The 15,886-nt window shown below is 63.4% G+C and carries 14 protein-coding genes; 9 read left to right on the top strand and 5 right to left on the bottom strand.

The annotated features are described in order from the left end of the window. Positions 1-45: 45 nt before the first annotated feature. The 3 genes from mscL to VB618_RS14410 all read left to right on the top strand — a co-directional run bounded on the left by mscL (position 46) and on the right by VB618_RS14410 (position 2,977). Positions 46-480, top strand: coding sequence for a large conductance mechanosensitive channel protein MscL (gene mscL, locus VB618_RS14420; protein WP_329797400.1), 435 nt, complete (start codon positions 46-48; stop codon positions 478-480). A gap of 114 nt (positions 481-594) precedes the next feature. After that, complete coding sequence (locus tag VB618_RS14415) at positions 595-1,797, top strand: pyridoxal phosphate-dependent aminotransferase (RefSeq protein ID WP_329797399.1); 1,203 nt, start codon at positions 595-597, stop codon at positions 1,795-1,797. A gap of 115 nt (positions 1,798-1,912) precedes the next feature. After that, a complete protein-coding gene (locus VB618_RS14410; RefSeq protein ID WP_329797398.1) occupies positions 1,913-2,977 on the top strand; it encodes an AbrB family transcriptional regulator in 1,065 nt (354 codons plus the stop codon). Between the two features lie 3 nt (positions 2,978-2,980). Here the strand turns inward: VB618_RS14410 and VB618_RS14405 are convergent, their stop codons facing one another. After that, positions 2,981-3,868, bottom strand: coding sequence for a MurR/RpiR family transcriptional regulator (locus tag VB618_RS14405; RefSeq protein WP_329797397.1), 888 nt, complete (start codon positions 3,866-3,868; stop codon positions 2,981-2,983). A 125-nt stretch (positions 3,869-3,993) separates the two neighbouring features. Here VB618_RS14405 and VB618_RS14400 point away from each other — a divergent pair, with 125 nt between their 5' ends. From VB618_RS14400 to VB618_RS14380, 5 genes are all read left to right on the top strand, one after another. Further along, positions 3,994-4,782, top strand: coding sequence for an N-formylglutamate amidohydrolase (locus VB618_RS14400; protein WP_329797396.1), 789 nt, complete (start codon positions 3,994-3,996; stop codon positions 4,780-4,782). Positions 4,783-4,845: 63 nt separating this feature from the next. Further along, positions 4,846-6,381, top strand: a complete 1,536-nt coding sequence (locus VB618_RS14395) for an amino acid permease (protein WP_329797395.1) — start codon at positions 4,846-4,848, stop codon at positions 6,379-6,381. Positions 6,382-6,442: 61 nt separating this feature from the next. After that, the gene (locus VB618_RS14390) at positions 6,443-7,813 is read left to right on the top strand and encodes a glutamine synthetase family protein (protein WP_329797394.1); all 1,371 of its coding nucleotides are present in this window, start codon (positions 6,443-6,445) and stop codon (positions 7,811-7,813) included. Between the two features lie 72 nt (positions 7,814-7,885). Continuing rightward, positions 7,886-9,277 carry an aldehyde dehydrogenase family protein gene (locus VB618_RS14385; RefSeq protein ID WP_329797393.1) on the top strand — a complete coding sequence of 464 codons (1,392 nt, stop codon included), beginning with the start codon at positions 7,886-7,888 and terminating at the stop codon, positions 9,275-9,277. Positions 9,278-9,288: 11 nt separating this feature from the next. Further along, positions 9,289-10,452, top strand: coding sequence for an iron-containing alcohol dehydrogenase (locus tag VB618_RS14380; RefSeq protein WP_329797392.1), 1,164 nt, complete (start codon positions 9,289-9,291; stop codon positions 10,450-10,452). Between the two features lie 72 nt (positions 10,453-10,524). Here VB618_RS14380 and VB618_RS14375 read toward each other — a convergent pair whose 3' ends face one another. Further along, positions 10,525-11,121, bottom strand: coding sequence for an NADPH-dependent FMN reductase (locus VB618_RS14375; RefSeq protein ID WP_329797391.1), 597 nt, complete (start codon positions 11,119-11,121; stop codon positions 10,525-10,527). 103 nt (positions 11,122-11,224) lie between these two features. On the opposite strand from VB618_RS14375, the gene VB618_RS14370 reads away from it, so the two are divergent. Beyond that, positions 11,225-11,620 carry a winged helix-turn-helix transcriptional regulator gene (locus VB618_RS14370; protein WP_329797390.1) on the top strand — a complete coding sequence of 132 codons (396 nt, stop codon included), beginning with the start codon at positions 11,225-11,227 and terminating at the stop codon, positions 11,618-11,620. A 2-nt stretch (positions 11,621-11,622) separates the two neighbouring features. Here the strand turns inward: VB618_RS14370 and VB618_RS14365 are convergent, their stop codons facing one another. The 3 genes from VB618_RS14365 to VB618_RS14355 all read right to left on the bottom strand — a co-directional run bounded on the left by VB618_RS14365 (position 11,623) and on the right by VB618_RS14355 (position 15,807). After that, positions 11,623-12,282, bottom strand: coding sequence for an HAD family hydrolase (locus VB618_RS14365; RefSeq protein WP_329797389.1), 660 nt, complete (start codon positions 12,280-12,282; stop codon positions 11,623-11,625). Positions 12,283-12,508: 226 nt separating this feature from the next. Continuing rightward, a complete protein-coding gene (locus VB618_RS14360; protein WP_329797448.1) occupies positions 12,509-13,612 on the bottom strand; it encodes an ABC transporter ATP-binding protein in 1,104 nt (367 codons plus the stop codon). Positions 13,613-13,617: 5 nt separating this feature from the next. Continuing rightward, a complete protein-coding gene (locus VB618_RS14355) occupies positions 13,618-15,807 on the bottom strand; it encodes an ABC transporter permease (protein WP_329797388.1) in 2,190 nt (729 codons plus the stop codon). Positions 15,808-15,886 lie beyond the last annotated feature (79 nt).

Below are 15,886 nucleotides of genomic sequence, written 5' to 3'. Positions count from 1 at the left end.
AGATCGGGCAGCTTGAAGCGTGAGCAGGCGACAGGAGGTCCGGTCATGTGGAACGAGTTCAAGCAGTTCGCGCTTCGCGGCAATGTGGTCGACCTTGCCATCGGCATCATCATCGGTGCCGCCTTCAGCAAGATCGTGGATTCGTTGGTCGGCGATATCTTCATGCCCGTCGTCGGCGCTATCACCGGTGGCCTCGACTTCTCGAACTACTTCACGCCCCTGTCCGAGGCCGTGACGGCGCCGGCCCTGGAGGAAGCTAAGAACCAGGGAGCCGTGCTGGCCTGGGGCAGCTTCATCACGGCCGCCATCAACTTCGCCATCATCGCCTGGATCCTGTTCCTGCTGGTCAAGGGGATGAACCGCTTGCGCCGCAAGGAGGACGCCAAGACCGGCACGGCCGACAAGCCTGCGGAACTTCCGGCCGACGTGAAGCTGCTGACGGAAATTCGCGACCTGATGAAGACGGGCCAGACGCTCTGAACCATCACCGGTTTCGATCGGATTCTTCGCCTTTTGTCATGTGACGCATTCGAGACTTGCCTTGAGGGGCCGAACGGGCCATCCCTGTTCGCCGTATTTCCAAGGAACTCCCCCATGAATGCGTCCGTGTCGATCCCGTCCGTTCTCAACCTGCGCCCTGAAGCGGAGCAGGCGCCGACCAGCGGCATCGTCGACGTGTTCAGCTACGGTCGGTTGAAGCCCGGCATCATTCCGCTCTGGGTCGGCGAGGGCGATCTGCCGACGCCATCCTTCATCTGCGAGGTGGCGGCACAATCGCTCGCGAAGGGCGAGACGTTCTATACCTACCAGCGCGGCATTCCCGAACTGCGCCAGGCGATCGCCCGCTACCACGAGCAGGTCTACCGCAAGGCTTTCGACCCTGAGCGCTTCTTCGTCACATCCGGTGGCATGCCGGCCATGCAGCTTGCCTTCCGCATGCTCGCGGGCAATGGCGACGAGGTGCTGATCCCCACTCCTGCCTGGCCGAACTTCGCCGGTGCCATCACCATTACCGGCGCGCGTCCTGTGCCCGTGCCGATGACGATTGATGAAAAAGGCTGGCATCTCGACTTCGAGCGTCTCGAAAAAGCGATCACGCCGCGCACCCGGGTGCTCGTTATCAACTCGCCGTCGAATCCGACAGGATGGGTGGCGAGCCACACCGATCTTCGCGCCGCGCTCGATCTTGCCCGCCGTCACGGACTCTGGATCGTGGCGGACGAGATCTACAGCCGCTTCATCCACGATCCGGCGCTCACCATCGATGGGCGCACACCATCATTCCGGGATGTGATGGAGTCGGACGACAAGATCATCTTCGTCCAGACCTTCTCCAAGAACTGGGCCATGACCGGTTGGCGCCTCGGCTGGCTGGAGGCCCCGACTGCCTTGGGGCAGGTCATCGAGAACCTGATTCAGTATCAAACTTCGGGCACCCCGACCTTCATCCAGCGTGCGGGCGTGGCGGCCATCGAGCAGGGCGAGAGCTTCCTGGCCGAGCAGATCGTCCGCGCGCGCCAGGGTCGGGAGATTGTCGCTCGGCTTGCCGAAACCGGTCTCGTCGAACTGCCGCCACCAAGCGGCGCCTTCTACGCCTTCCTGAAGATCAAGGGCGCGAAGAGCTCCAAGGACATCGCCTTCCGCCTCATCGACGAGGCGAATGTGGGCTTGGCGCCGGGCTCGGCCTTCGGAGAGGCAGGCGAGGGGTATCTGCGCCTGTGCTATCTGCGCAAGCCCGACGATGTGGAAGAGGCGGTCCGTCGCATCAGCGAGGCCCTGCCGCGGCTCGTGACCTAGTAAACGGCCACGCTTGCTGCCGACATCGCTGAACACGTCTGGCCTGCATCGACAGGCGCTGATCGCATGGCCTCTGCGCGTCATCGGCATTTGACGGGAGAGGATAGGGCGTTCATTGACCAGAACCGTGATGCGTCTCGTCCTCGCCCATCTCGTCCAGATCCTGATCGCGGCTCTCGGCGGCCTTGTGTTCCACTGGCTCGGCGTGCCGGCCGCATGGTTGTCGGGTGCCGCCATCGCGGCCACCCTGTGGGGCCTCTCTGGTCGCGCCATGCCGATGCCTCGCGCTTTGGCCGATGCCGCGATGCTCATCTCGGGAGCGGCCATGGGCGCAGCGGTCACGCCCGCCGCTATTGCCGCCATAGGTCGCTATCCGGGCAGCCTGATCCTGCTGGTCATTGGCGTGTTCGCAATCTCCGCGTCATCCACGATCTGGCTCATGCGGATGTCGGGCTGGCGCATCGCCGATGCGGTGCTCGCTTCCGTGCCCGGCGCGCTCTCCACCGTTCTCGCCGTTGCCGCTGACCGGAAGGCGGAGGTCGCCTCCATTGCTATCGTACAGAACTTTCGCCTCTTCGTTCTGATCGCGCTTCTGCCGAGCCTGGTTGTTCTGACCGGGGATGGGGGCAACACCGGCGCGCTTATCGGCGAAGGCCTCCCCATCGAGAGCCCTGGCGGCATGGCCTTCCTCCTCCTCGGTGGGCTGCTCTTGGGAGCTGTCTTCAAAAGGCTGAAGGTGGCCGCTCCGATCCTGCTCGGCGCAACAATGGTGAGTTCCATCAGCCATGGCACCGAGTTCGTGACCGGCGTCATTCCTCCGGTGATTGCAACAGGAGGCCTCGTGCTGATCGGCCTCTTCATCGCCGAGCGGTTTCGCAATGTTCAGCGCGCCACCCTGAAGCGGGCACTCATGTCGGCGCTTGGGTCCTTCACGGTTGGCATGATCGTGGCTGCGCTCTTTGCGTGTGTTGCTGCGTGGCTCGCCGGCGTGAGCTTCGCCAATGGGCTCGTCGCCTTCGCGCCGGGCGGGCTCGAGGCGATGACGGTGCTCGCCCTCATTCTGGGGCTCGATCCGCTCTATGTCGGCATTCACCACCTCGTGCGATTTCTCGGCATCGGCCTCGTGCTGCCGTTCCTGATCGGCTGGCTGCAACGGGACAAGACCGCGGCTGCGGAATAGGCTCTAGGATCTCTCGCTCCGCAGGCGCTCCACCGCCTCCATGCGCGGTTTGGCCGTGTCCCACAGGCGCTTGGTGACCGACGCGACGAGAGCCTCGGTCAGGAGCAACAGGCCTGCCGAGGAATCCCAGTTGGACGGCGCGACGATGTGGGCGGGCAGCACGTGCCGCGCCACGCGGGCGATAGGGGACAGCCAGGGATCGGTGAGCAGGACCACCGTTGCCCCTTGTCTCGACGCCGTTTCACAGAGCGCCGTGACATCCTCCTGATAGCGGCGAATGTCGAAGGCGACGATCACGTCCTTCCGGCCGATCTCGACCATCCGGTCTCGCCACAGGGCCGGTTGCCCCTCGATGAAATCCACATGGCTGCGCACGATGCGGAAGTGGCTCTCCGCATACCGCGCCAGCGCCCCGGTGAAGCGCCCGCCGGTGAAATGGATGTGCCGGCGCGGATCGGACAGCAGTGCCACCACCGCGTCGAACTCGGCCGGGGCGATGTTCTCCACCGTTGCCCTCAGGTTCCCGATCACCGATTCCGCAAAGGAGGCAAGGGCTGGAGCGCCTTGGCCCTTGTCGGAGGGACTGGCCTTGGCGAGCGGCGAGAGCAGCTGCGCCTCCAACTCCTCCCGCAGGTGCTTCTGGAAATCAGGGAAGCCGCCGAAGCCGAGCCGGGTGACGAAGCGCAGCACCGATGGCGCCGAGATGCCGGCGCGGGAAGCAAATTCCGCAACGGTATCGAGGCCGGCGAAGGGATAATGGCTCAGGAGCAGGTGGGCGGCCCGCTTCTCGCTGGGCGTGAAGGCATCCATCTCGAGCCGGATGCGCTCGGCGAGGCTCGGCGGGTCTGCTGGAGGGAGGCGACCTTTGCCGCGCATACCGGATTGATTCACAGCCCCTCCTTGACGCTTCGCAAAAGCTGTATCAGAAATTTCAGAACCTGAGAATTCAAGAAGAAACGTATCAAGCGTTCAACCGGGGGCAATCCCTGCTTTAGGGCAGGTTGACGGAGAACCGCATGACGCAGGCGAGTCGGGTGACAGCCGATCAATCCTCTGCCGGAACGGCAGAGCAGGCGGTTGCCGCCATCGAGAACCTGCAAGGGCGCTCGCCCATCCTGCTCATCTGCGAACATGCTTCCAATCGCTTGCCCGCCCGATACAGCGCGTTGGGCCTCGGACCTGAGGAACTCGAAAGTCATATCGCTTGGGACCCCGGCGCCCTTGGAGTAGCAAGGGAACTCTCGCGTCTGCTCGATGCACCGCTGGTCCATGCCACGGTCTCGCGCCTCGTGCTCGACCTCAACCGCGAGCCGTCTGCGCCGGATTCGATCTGGACCCTGAGCGAGCGCACGACGATCCCCGGCAATCTCGACCTCGACGCGGAGGAGCGGGCAACCCGTGTGCGGGAGGTCTACGATGCGTTCCACGACGCGGTCGACGCCTTCGCGAATCCGCGGATGGCGGCAGGCCAGCTCGGCGCCGTCGTGTCCATCCATTCCTTCACGCCCGTCTATCGCGACGTGCCGCGTCCCTGGCAGGTCGGCCTCATCTTCAACCGCGACGAGCGCTATGCCCGCCACCTGGAAGCCGGCCTGAAGCAGGATCCGGCGCTGAACGTGGGCATGAACGAACCCTATTCGCCAGCGGACCGGGTGTTCCACACCCTGGAGCGCCACGCCGAGCGGCGCGGTCTTCCTCCGCTGATGATCGAAATCCGCAACGACCTGATCCGCACACAAGACGGACAGGCGTCGTGGGCCAACCGTCTGGCGCCGCTTTTGAGGGAGGGGGCACGGACGCTCTGATGACGGGCATGGCGCAGGACGTGCCGTGGCCCGAAACGCAGAACTTCTTGGAGGATCAACTCGATGTCAGCCGGACAAGGAAGTCCCGGGGTTCACGCCCCGCCAGCCGGGGTGCAGAACGCCCCCGGTGTCACCTACACCACGGTGGATCAAAACTATTTCGAAGCCCGGCGCCTCAAGCGCCACGCGCGTGTCTGGTCGCTCTGGGCGCTCGGCGTCGGCGCGGTGATTTCGGGCCATTACTCGGGCTGGAATCTCGGACTCGCCAATGGCTTCGGGGCGATGTTCTTCGCCACGATCATCATTGCCATCATGTATCTGGGCCTCACCTTCTCGCTCGCCGAGATGTCGCCGGCCCTGCCGCATACGGGCGGCGCCTATTCCTTCGCCCGCACGTCCATGGGGCCGTGGGCGGGCTACATCACGGGCATTGCCGAGAACATCGAGTTCGTGCTCACGCCGGCGGTGATCGTATTCTTCATCGGCTCGTATCTCTCGGCGATCTTCGAGACTGCGCCGGCGTTCCAGCCCGTTTACTGGGTGCTGTGCTACGCGCTGTTCGTCGGCCTCAACATCATCGGTGTCGAGCTCTCGTTCAGGGTGACTGTGGGCGTGACGCTTGCAGCCCTTGCCGTGCTTGCCGCCTTCTACCTGTCGGTCCTGTTCTCCGGCCAGTTCGACTTCTCGCGCTGGGCTCTGAACATCGGGCCCGATGGCGCAGAACTGCCAAGCGGCAACGGCCCCTTCCTCCCCTTGGGCGTCGGCAGCATCCTGGCATCTTTGCCCTTCGCGGTCTGGCTGTTCCTCGCCATCGAGCAACTGCCGCTGGCAGCCGAGGAATCGCACGATCCGCAGCGCGACATGCCCAAAGGCATCATCGCCGGGATCCTGACGCTGATCGCCTCGGCGTTCCTCGTGCTCTTCCTGAACACGGGCATTGCGCCGGGCGCGGTAGGCCTGGGCAAGTCGGGCGAGCCCCTGCTCGACGGGTTCCGCACCCTGTTCGGCACAGACATCGCCAAGATCCTGGCGGCGATCGCGGTGATCGGCCTCATCGCCTCCTTCCACACCATCATCTTCGCCTTTGGGCGGCAGATCTACTCGCTGTCGCGGGCCGGCTACTTCCCGAGCTTCCTGTCGGTCACGCATGGCGAACGCAAGACGCCGCATGTGGCGCTGATCGCGGGCGCGCTGCTGGGCCTCCTGGTGATGCTGATCATCTGGTTCTCGGCAGGAGCCGAGGCGGGTGCGACGGTCATCGGCGGCACGCTGCTGAACATGGCGGTGGCGGGTGCGATGCTGGCCTACTTCATGCAGGGCATGTCCTATGTCGTGCTGAAAAGGAAGTTCCCGAACCTGCACCGGCCCTACAAGAGTCCGTTCGGCATCGCAGGTGCAATCATCTGCATGGTGACCGCCGCGGTGACGCTCTACTTCCAGCTCACCGACTCGGTCTTCCGCACTGCCGTCATCGGCGTCGCGGTCTATTATGCTGTGATGATGGCCTACTTCCTACTCATCGGGCGGCACAAGCTCATCCTCTCCCCGGAGGAGGAGTTCGCAGTCACCAAGGGCGAGAGCGAGTACAAGTCCTACTAAATCCTTCGGGAGCGCGCATGTCGCGCGCTCCCCTTCTCCACTTGCGGTCAAGGTCATTCGTATGGACGCTCCCAAGATCAAGAACGCCGCCGACGCGCTGGAATACGTACGCAGTCGCGATCTTCCCTTCGTGAAGATCGGCGTCACCGATGTCGACGGCATCATGCGCGGCAAGTACATGGCCCGCGACAAGTTCGAATCAGCTCTCGAAAAAGGGTTCGGCTTCTGCGACGTGGTGTTGGGCTGGGACTCCAACGATCAGCTCTACGACAACACCACGCTCACCGGCTGGCATACGGCCTATCCCGACGCCACAGCGCGGGTGATTCCCGAATCCATGCGGCTCATTCCTTTCGAGAACGACCTGCCGTTCTTTCTCGCCGAGTTCGAGGGCTATGCGGAGGCGGCCTGCCCGCGCGGCGTGTTGCGGCGGGTGCTCAAGAAAGCCGAGGACATGGGATTCGCAGTCTCGGCTGCGGCCGAGTTCGAGTTCTTCCTGTTCGAGGAAACGCCGCATTCCGTGCGCGAGAAGAGCTATCGCAATCTCAAGAATATCACGCCTGGATTTTTCGGTTATTCGGTGCTCCGCTCCGGCGTGCATGCGGATTTCTACCATGAGCTTCTCGACCTCGGAAAGACAATGGATTTCGAGATCGAGGGCCTGCATACGGAGACCGGCCCCGGCGTGCTGGAGGCCGCAATCCGCGTCGACGATGCCTTGAAGGCTGCCGACAAGGCGGCGTTGTTCAAGACCTATACCAAGATCCTTGCCCAGCGCCGCGGCTGGATGGCCACCTTTATGGCCAAGTGGTCGCGAGACTGGCCGGGCCAGTCCGGACACCTGCACTCATCCTTGCGGGATCTGCGCACCGGCAAAGGCGTGTTCTACGACGCTAACGGCAAGCACAGCATGTCGGAGACCATGCGCTGGTACGTGGGCGGGCAGCAGAGGCTGATGCCCGAGATCCTCGCCATGGTGGCCTGCACGGTGAACAGCTACACGCGGCTGATCCCCGGTTTCTGGGCTCCCACCGACTCCGCCTGGGGCGTGGAGAACCGCACCACAGCACTTCGGGTCATTCCCGGCTCCGAGAAATCGCAGCGGGTGGAGTATCGGGTCGCGGCTGCCGACATCAACCCGTATATCGCGCTCGCCGCCGCCATCGGCTCCGGCCTCTGGGGCATCGAGAACCGGATCGATCCGGGCGAGCCCATCCAGGGCAACGCCTATGCGGTCGAGCACCCGAAGGAGATGGCCCTGCCGCGCTCTCTCGGCGAGGCGGCCGAGCGGCTCAAGGGCTCGCAGCCCGCGCGCCAGCTCTTCGGCGACACCTTCGTCGACCATTACGCTGCAACCCGCGAATGGGAGGAGCGCGAGGCGCGCAAGGCTATCACCGATTGGCAGCTCGCCCGTTACTTCGAGATCATCTAAAAGCCTTTTCAAGACTCAAGCACAGGAGAAGACCATGGCCCTCTCGGGTCCTGGTCGTTCAGGCATCACACCATGGCCGATACCGATATCGTCTGCATTTCCCCCGTCGACGGACGCGAGCTTGTCCGCCGCCCCATCATGTCCGAAGCTGCCATCGATGCGGCGGTCACGTCCGCCCGTGAGGCGCAGAAGGCCTGGCGCAACACCACTATCGCGGAGCGTGCGAGCAGGGTCTCGGCCTTTCTCGATGCGCTGCTCGCCATGAACCAGGAGGTGGTGCCGGAAATTGCCCAGCAGATGGGCAGGCCCGTGCGCTATGGCGGCGAGTTCCGCGGCGTCGAAGAGCGGGCGCGCTACATGATCTCGATTGCCGAGAAGAGTCTGCAGCCCATCCCGGCCGATGACGAGAAGCCCGGCTTCCGCCGCATGATCAAGCGCGAGCCTGTGGGCCTCGTGCTGGTCATCGCTCCCTGGAACTATCCGTATCTGACGGCCATCAACACCATCGTGCCGGCGCTCATGGCCGGTAATGCGGTGCTGCTGAAGCACGCCTCGCAGACGGTGCTGGCAGGCGAGCGCTTCCAGATGGCCATGGACCGGGCCGGCCTGCCGAATGGCCTGTTCCAGAACATGCATCTCAGCCACGACCAGACAGGCCGCATTTTGAGCGGCGGCCTCGTCGATCACTGCAACTTCACCGGCTCCGTCTCCAGTGGGCGTGCCATCGAGCGCGCGGCGGCCGGATCCTTCACCTCGCTTGGTCTCGAGCTCGGCGGCAAGGATCCGTCCTATGTGCGCGACGATGCCAATCTCGATCACGCCATCGAGAATCTCGTCGATGGCACCTTCTTCAACTCAGGGCAATGCTGCTGCGGCATCGAGCGTATCTATGTGCACGAAAAGCATTACGACCGCTTCGTAGAAGGCGCAGTCGATCTCGTGAACAAGTATATGCTCGGCAATCCGCTCGATGAGGCGACGACGCTCGGACCTATGGCACACCGGCGCTTCGCCGACCTCGTACGCCGGCAGAACGCGGAAGCGGTGGCGAAGGGTGCGAAGGCGCATATCGATACAAAGCGCTTTGCCGCTGACACCGGCAACACTGCCTATCTCGCGCCGCAGGTGCTTACCAATGTCGATCACTCCATGAGCGTCATGCGTGAGGAGAGCTTTGGCCCAACCGTCGGCATCATGAAGGTAAGCGGCGACGAAGAGGCGATCCGCCTCATGAACGACTCACCTTATGGCTTGTCTGCCGCAATCTGGACCTCGGACGTCGATGTGGCCGAGGCCATCGGCGAGAAGCTCGAGACCGGCACCGTGTTTATGAACCGCTGCGACTATCTCGATCCCGCCCTCGCCTGGACCGGCGTCAAGGATACCGGCCGCGGCGCGAGCCTGTCGCGGCTCGCCTACGAGTTGCTCACCCGCCCGAAATCCTACCATCTTCGCCAGATTTGATTGAAAGCATCATGACCATGTCTCCCCGTTCCAACTGGAGCTATCCCACCGCAATCCGCTTTGGCGCAGGCCGCATCTCGGAACTCGCCGAGGCGTGCAAGTCTGTGGGCATGCAGGCGCCGCTCATCGTCACGGATCCGTTCCTCGCTACGCAACCGATGACGAAGGCGGCGCTCGACCAGCTTTTGTCTGCAGGACTCAAGGCGGCGATCTTCTCCGACATCAAGCCGAACCCAGTCGAGACGAACGTGTACAAGGGCCTGGAAGCCCTGAAGGCCGGCAAGCACGACGGTGTCGTCGCCTTCGGCGGCGGCTCGGCGCTCGATGCCGGCAAGGTCATCGCCTTCATGGCGGGCCAGACCCGGCCCATGTGGGAATTCGAGGATGTCGGCGATTGGTGGACCCGCGCGGACCCTGCAGGGATCCAGCCGATCATCGCCGTGCCGACGACCGCGGGCACTGGCTCGGAGGTGGGTCGCGCCGGCGTGATCACGCAGGAGGCGACCCACACCAAGAAGGTGATCTTCCATCCGCTCATGATGCCGAAGATCGTGATCTGCGACCCAGAGCTGACGGTTGGCATGCCACCCCATATCACCACCGGCACGGGCCTCGACGCGCTCGCGCATTGTCTCGAAGCCTATTGCGCGCCGGGCTATCACCCCCTGGCCGACGGCATTGCGGTCGAGGGCATCCGCCTCGTGAAGGAATACCTGCCGCGCGCCTACAAGGACGGCAAGGACATTGAGGCCCGCGCGCAGCTGATGTCGGCGGCCGCCATGGGCGCCACGGCGTTCCAGAAGGGGCTTGGTGCCATCCACGCCCTGTCGCATCCGACCGGCGCGCTCTACGACACCCATCACGGCCTGACCAACGCGGTCTTCATGCCCTACGTGCTGGTCTATAACCGCAAGGCCATCGAGGAGAGGATCGAGCGGCTCGCCGCCTATATCGGGCTCGAACCCTCGTTCCAGGCCTTCCTCGACTGGGTGCTGCAGCTGCGCAAGGATCTTGGCGTGCCGCACACACTGGAAGGGTTGAAGGTCGACAGCGCACGCTTCGACGAGATGTCCGAGATGGCGCTCAATGATCCCACCGCCGGCGGCAACCCGGTGCCGATTACCAAGGAGAGCGCGCGCAAGCTCTTCGAGGATGCGCTCGCCGGACGTGTTTGATCCAGCAGGCCAAACGAAAAGGCACCGCTGATAGCTTCAGCGGTGCCTTTTCGTTGATGGCGTCTTGGTGCTTTAAGCAGCCGCTTTCATCGTAGTCTTACGTTCGGCTCTGAGCGACTTGAGAGCTTCCGTCCAGCGGAGGAGCTCGTCGAGCATGGTCGCTGCCGATGTCTTGTAGATGTCTTGCGGCTTGAGGTTGCCATTCTCGTCCAGGTTCTGGAACACCATCGGCATGGGCACGCCTTCCGGGATCGGCATCATCTTCAGGGTCGTGACGATCTGCTTCGCCACCTGGACCGAGCGCAGGCCGCCGGAAATGCCGCCATAGCTCACGAAGCCGGCAGGAGCGTAGTTCCATTCGCGGGACAGGTAGTTCAACGCGTTCACCAGGGCCGGCGGCGGAGCGTAGTTGTACTCGGGCGTCACGAACACGAAGGCGTCGGCCGCCGACACGCTTTCGGCCCAGGCCTTCGTATGAGCGTGATGGTAGTTCTGCTTCATGGGGTGCTCTGGCTCGTCGAAAAGCGGCAGGTTGAACTCCGCGAGATCGACCAGGACCGGTTCGAACTTGCCGTGCTCGGCCACGTATTCGGAGAACCACCGGGCGATGCCTGGGCCGACCCGGCCGGGACGTGTGCTGGCGATGATGACGTGAAGCTTGGGCTTCATGGGACTTCCTTGGTTTGCAATCAGGCCTGAGAACACTTAAGTTCCCTTTTGTTACCGAGGCTCATTAAGTAACTTAAAACGCATTCCGCAAGGAGGCACTTTCATGTCACCCAGTCACATCCATGTGCCCACTGACTGCCGGACCGTGACGGAGATCCTGTCACGGGTTGGCGACAAATGGAGCGTTCAAGTTGTGGTCCAGATGGGCGAAGGCCCTAAGAGATTCAATGAGTTGCGCCGTCTTGTAACCGGCATCTCCCAGCGCATGCTGACCCTGACGTTGCGCGGGCTGGAGCGCGATGGACTCGTTACGCGCACCGTCTACCCAACGATTCCGCCCCGGGTGGATTACCAGCTCACAGGGCTGGGTTGCTCCCTGCTCAAGACTGTACGCGGCTTGGGGGAATGGGCGATCCAGAACCGGGACGAGATTCTGGCCGCCCGGCGACGCTTCGATGCGGCAGGCGACGAGCTTGACCGGCAGCCCGATGCAGCTTGAGGTTAAGCCGCGATCCTGCGCTCCAGAACCTCCCAGAGCGCGCTGTCGCGGAAGGTCTCGATGGTCCTGTCGGCGCCGACTTTGGTGAGTTCCGCGGCGCTGAGGCCGGTCAGGACGCCGAAGGAGAACAGCCCCGCTGCCTTGGCCGCCCTCATGCCGGAGGGCGAATCCTCGAAAGCAATGGCTTCATCTGCCCGAATGCCGAGTCGCTCGATTGCCGTGAGATAGGGCAGGGGATCGGGCTTGCCGCGCTCGACCTGATCGATGGTGATCTCGACCTCGAAGCGATTCGCCAGCCCCAGCGCCTCCAGCATATGATCGGCATTAAGCCGCGGCGCGTTGGTGACGAGGGCGATCCTGATGCCCCGCGCTTCGACCCATTCAAGCAGGTTAAGGAGCCCATCCAGCGGCGTGAGATCCTGGGCCATGCGGCGGAAGGTGGCCTCTTTCTCGTTCGCATACGCCTCGTGCCGCTCTACAGGCAGGTGTGGTAGGAGCGATGCGAAGATGGCCTCGTTGGTGCGCCCGATGATCGTGGAGTGATAGATTTCCTCGGTGATGGCCACGCCCTCTGGCTTCAGGACCTTGGCAAAGGCCTCCAAGTGAACCGGGTCGCTATGCACCAGGGTGCCGTCCATATCGAAGATCAAGGCTTTGAGCATCACGTCGTCTCTAGAATGGGTCAGAACTCCAGCAGGGGTTAAAGCTCTACGGTCAGAAAAGCACCCCGTTGGAAATGTAGCCCTGCTCTATAGATATTTTGCGATCGGGCAAAGTGCGGCGCCATGCCGGTTTGCGACCTTCAGTGCCGCGACCGAAGAGGCGTTCATTGCAAGGCTTGTGGCACGGATCCTCAACATTTCCGACGAAGGCGCTGTCCTGACTGCTTTATGCATCCGGAATGATGGCGACGCCGCGCTGGGTCGAGAATGAGATTGACACCGGAGTTCCGGGCGCGATCGCCTCCTTGCGCCCGTACTGGACCACGAACAGGTTTCCAATCGGGCTCTCCACGTCGTATTCCACCTGCGCGCCGAGATAGGACGTCTTGCGCACAGTACCGGCCAGGGCTCCGGCCTGCACGGCCTCGTCAAGAAAAATGGCATCCGGCCGGGCGGCCAGCTTCACAGGGCCCTGGCCAGCGCCCCGATGGGGAAGCTGAAGATTCACGCCGCCGATCCTCACCTGCGCCATCGGACCAACAATGCTCGCGAGATCCCCGGTGATGATGTTGGCATCACCTATGAAGTCGGCGACGAACAGGTTCGCCGGTTCCTCATACAGCTCGTGCGGCGTGCCGGTCTGGGCGATGCGGGCGTTCGACATGACGATGATGTGGTCGGAGACCGCAAGTGCCTCTTCCTGATCGTGCGTCACATAGGCCACGGTAAGATTGAGGTTCTGCTGCAGCTCGCGGATGTCCTCGCGCACGCGCCGTCGCAGCTTGGCGTCGAGGTTCGACAATGGCTCGTCGAAGAGCAGGACCTGCGGCTCCAGCACGAGGGCGCGGGCCACCGCCACACGCTGCTGTTGCCCGCCGGAGAGTTCAGACGGTGAGCGCTTCTCGAGACCTTTCAGGCCGATGATATCGAGCTTCTCCATCGCCATTGCGTAGGCGTCCTTCTTCGGAACGCCCTGCACGCTTGGGCCATAGGCGACGTTCTCCAGCACTGACATGTGCGGGAAGAGTGCATAGGACTGGAACACCATGCTCACGTCCCGGTCGGCGGCGGAGAGGTTCGTCACGTCGCGGTCGCCGATCAGGATCTGGCCTTCGCTTGCCATCTCAAGTCCTGCGATCATGCGGAGGGTTGTGGTCTTGCCGCAGCCGGAGGGACCAAGCAGGGTCACGAGCTGGCCGGGCTCGATGGTGAAGGAGACGCTGTCCACGGCCGTGACGGTGCCATAGCGCTTCGTCACGTTGCGGAATTCCACGGAAGCCGCCTGCTTCTTGGACGCGGCGGGGCGTGAGATGGAGTGGACGGAGGACATCTTGTTCATGGAACCGCCTGCACGACAACGGGGGAGGGGGCGGCGCTCGCGCTGCGGCGCCCGAGGCGCCGCTCGCCGACCACAAGCTGGATCGCCACGATGGCAAGCAGCATGACGAGGATGAGCGCGGTGGAATAGGCAATGGCAAGGCCGAACTCGCCCGCTTCGACGCGGCCGACGATATAGGTCGTCGCCATGTTGTACTCGGCGGTGACAAGGAAGATCACGGCGCTCACGGCCGTCATGGCGCGCACGAAGGAATAGACCAGCGAGGCGACGATGGCCGGCCGCAGCAGCGGCAACACCACGCGGCGCATGGTGGTGGCCGAGCCGGCCCCCAGAGTGAGGGATGCCTCGTCGAGGCTCTTGTCGATCTGGCTCAAGGTGGCGATGCCGGAGCGCACGCCCACGGGCATGTTGCGGAATACGAAGCACATCACGAGAATGAAGCCCGTTCCGGTGATTTCAATCGGCGGCACGTTGAAGGCCAGGATGTAGGACACACCCACGACGGTTCCGGGAATGGCGAAGCTCAGCAACGTGCCGAACTCGAAGGACCGCTGGCCGGAGAAGCGCTGGCGGGTGAGGAGGTAGGCGGTGAGCAGGCCGATGGCAGCGGTGAGCGGCGCCGACAGGGCCGCCACCTTCACCGTGGCAAAGAATGAGTTCCAGGCCGACCCAGAGAAATAGAGGCCCCAATCGGCACGCTCGACGCGGAAGGCGGTGACGAAGTGCTCGAAGGTCGGCGTGTAGTCGCGGCCCATCGAACGGACGAAAGCCCCCACGACGATGATCGCATAGACGGCAACCGTGAAGAGTGCCCAGGGGATGGCCGTGAAATAGGAGGCCAGCGCGACCCGTCGCGGCAGCGGCAGCGGAATGCCTGAATCGCCCTTGCCGGTCACCGTGGTGTAAACCTTCTTGCCGAGCCAAGCGTGCTGCAGCCAGAAGGCACCGAGCGTGAAGGCGAGCAGGATGATGGAAAGCACCGCAGCTCGGCCCTGATCCTGTTGCGCGCCCACGACTGCGAAGAAGATCTTGGTGGAGAGCACCTCATAATTGCCGGCGAGCACCAGCGGGTTGCCGAAATCGGCAAGGCTCTCGACGAAGCCGAGCAGGAATGCATTGGCGAGGCCAGGGCGCATGAGCGGCAGCGTCACGATCCAGAAAGTCGTCCAGCTCTTGGCGCGCAGGGTCTGGGAGGCCTCTTCCAGCGTCGGGCTGATGCCCTGCACCACGCCGATGAGCACCAGGAAGGCAATGGGCGTAAACGCAAGGAGCTGTGCGATAAGCACGCCGGGAAGGCCGTAGATCCAGCGCGAGCGCGGCACGCCGAACCATTCCCAGAGAAGGTTCGACAGGGCGCCCGAGCGGCCGAAGAGCAGGATCAACGCGAGGCCGATCACGAAAGGCGGCGTGATGATGGGCAGGATGCTCATCACCCGCAGGAGCTTCTTGTAACGAAAATCGGTGCGCGTTGCGATGAGTGCGAAGGCAAGACCCAGAGCCGTGGTGCCGAAGGCGACGAGCAGCCCAAGGAACAGGGTGTTCCACGCCACGCCGCAGCGCAGGTCGCTCGACAGGCAGTCGAGGCCCCAGATCGACTTGTCCATGAATTTGGTCACGAACTCCGACGGCGCGAAGTTGCCGCTGTTATCGGCAAATGCGCTCGCCAGGATCGTGGAGACCGGGAAGAACACGAAGACCATGATGAGTGCGACGACTGCGCCGATGGATGAGGTGACGAAGGCATCGCCCCGGCACCAGCCGCGCGCCGCAAGGCCGTGGCAGAGAATGATGAGGAACGCGGCCGCTGTGAGGGCTGCGCCATAGCCCATGCCGGCTTGGCTCGGGCCCGGCTCACCGAACAGGCTCCTCAGGATGTCGAGCGTCCAGCCGTTGAGGCCGATGCTGAAGCCTTGAAGGACGATGAGAGCAAGACCGAGCAATCCTGATGCGACGAGCCAGGTGCCTTTCTGCTGGACCGAGGGCCGGACGACAGGGATCAAGGCTAGGCCAAGGGGCAGGAGGATCGGCAGAAGCCACCAAGCTCCGCGGAGCCCATGGAGGAGCGCCGATCCGCTGACGAAGTAATCGGCCATGGTAGGAGAGGCGGAGCGATCGAAACCATACCAGGGCAGGAGGGCAAATCCGACCCAGCTCAGAACGATCCAGCCAAGGGTTGCCCGTGACATCTTTGGATTCCCGCCTCACGGCCGGTGCGAGGACCGGCCTGTCATTCGAACGCATCTAAAATTAAGCCTTCGGCGAGAC

The sequence above is a fragment of the Microvirga sp. CF3062 genome (genome assembly GCF_036314045.1).
GTDB lineage: Bacteria > Pseudomonadota > Alphaproteobacteria > Rhizobiales > Beijerinckiaceae > Microvirga.
This window is presented reverse-complemented; position numbering and strand designations above follow the sequence as displayed.

Coding starts and splice junctions, on each gene's coding strand:
- mscL (WP_329797400.1), top strand. CDS start 46: ATGTGGAACGAGTTCAAGCAGTTCGCGCTTCGCGGCAATGTGGTCGAC.
- VB618_RS14415 (WP_329797399.1), top strand. CDS start 595: ATGAATGCGTCCGTGTCGATCCCGTCCGTTCTCAACCTGCGCCCTGAA.
- VB618_RS14400 (WP_329797396.1), top strand. CDS start 3,994: ATGACGCAGGCGAGTCGGGTGACAGCCGATCAATCCTCTGCCGGAACG.
- VB618_RS14395 (WP_329797395.1), top strand. CDS start 4,846: ATGTCAGCCGGACAAGGAAGTCCCGGGGTTCACGCCCCGCCAGCCGGG.
- VB618_RS14390 (WP_329797394.1), top strand. CDS start 6,443: ATGGACGCTCCCAAGATCAAGAACGCCGCCGACGCGCTGGAATACGTA.
- VB618_RS14385 (WP_329797393.1), top strand. CDS start 7,886: ATGGCCGATACCGATATCGTCTGCATTTCCCCCGTCGACGGACGCGAG.
- VB618_RS14380 (WP_329797392.1), top strand. CDS start 9,289: ATGACCATGTCTCCCCGTTCCAACTGGAGCTATCCCACCGCAATCCGC.
- VB618_RS14375 (WP_329797391.1), bottom strand. CDS start 11,121: ATGAAGCCCAAGCTTCACGTCATCATCGCCAGCACACGTCCCGGCCGG.
- VB618_RS14370 (WP_329797390.1), top strand. CDS start 11,225: ATGTCACCCAGTCACATCCATGTGCCCACTGACTGCCGGACCGTGACG.
- VB618_RS14365 (WP_329797389.1), bottom strand. CDS start 12,282: ATGCTCAAAGCCTTGATCTTCGATATGGACGGCACCCTGGTGCATAGC.
- VB618_RS14360 (WP_329797448.1), bottom strand. CDS start 13,612: ATGTCCTCCGTCCACTCCATCTCACGCCCCGCCGCGTCCAAGAAGCAG.
- VB618_RS14355 (WP_329797388.1), bottom strand. CDS start 15,807: ATGTCACGGGCAACCCTTGGCTGGATCGTTCTGAGCTGGGTCGGATTT.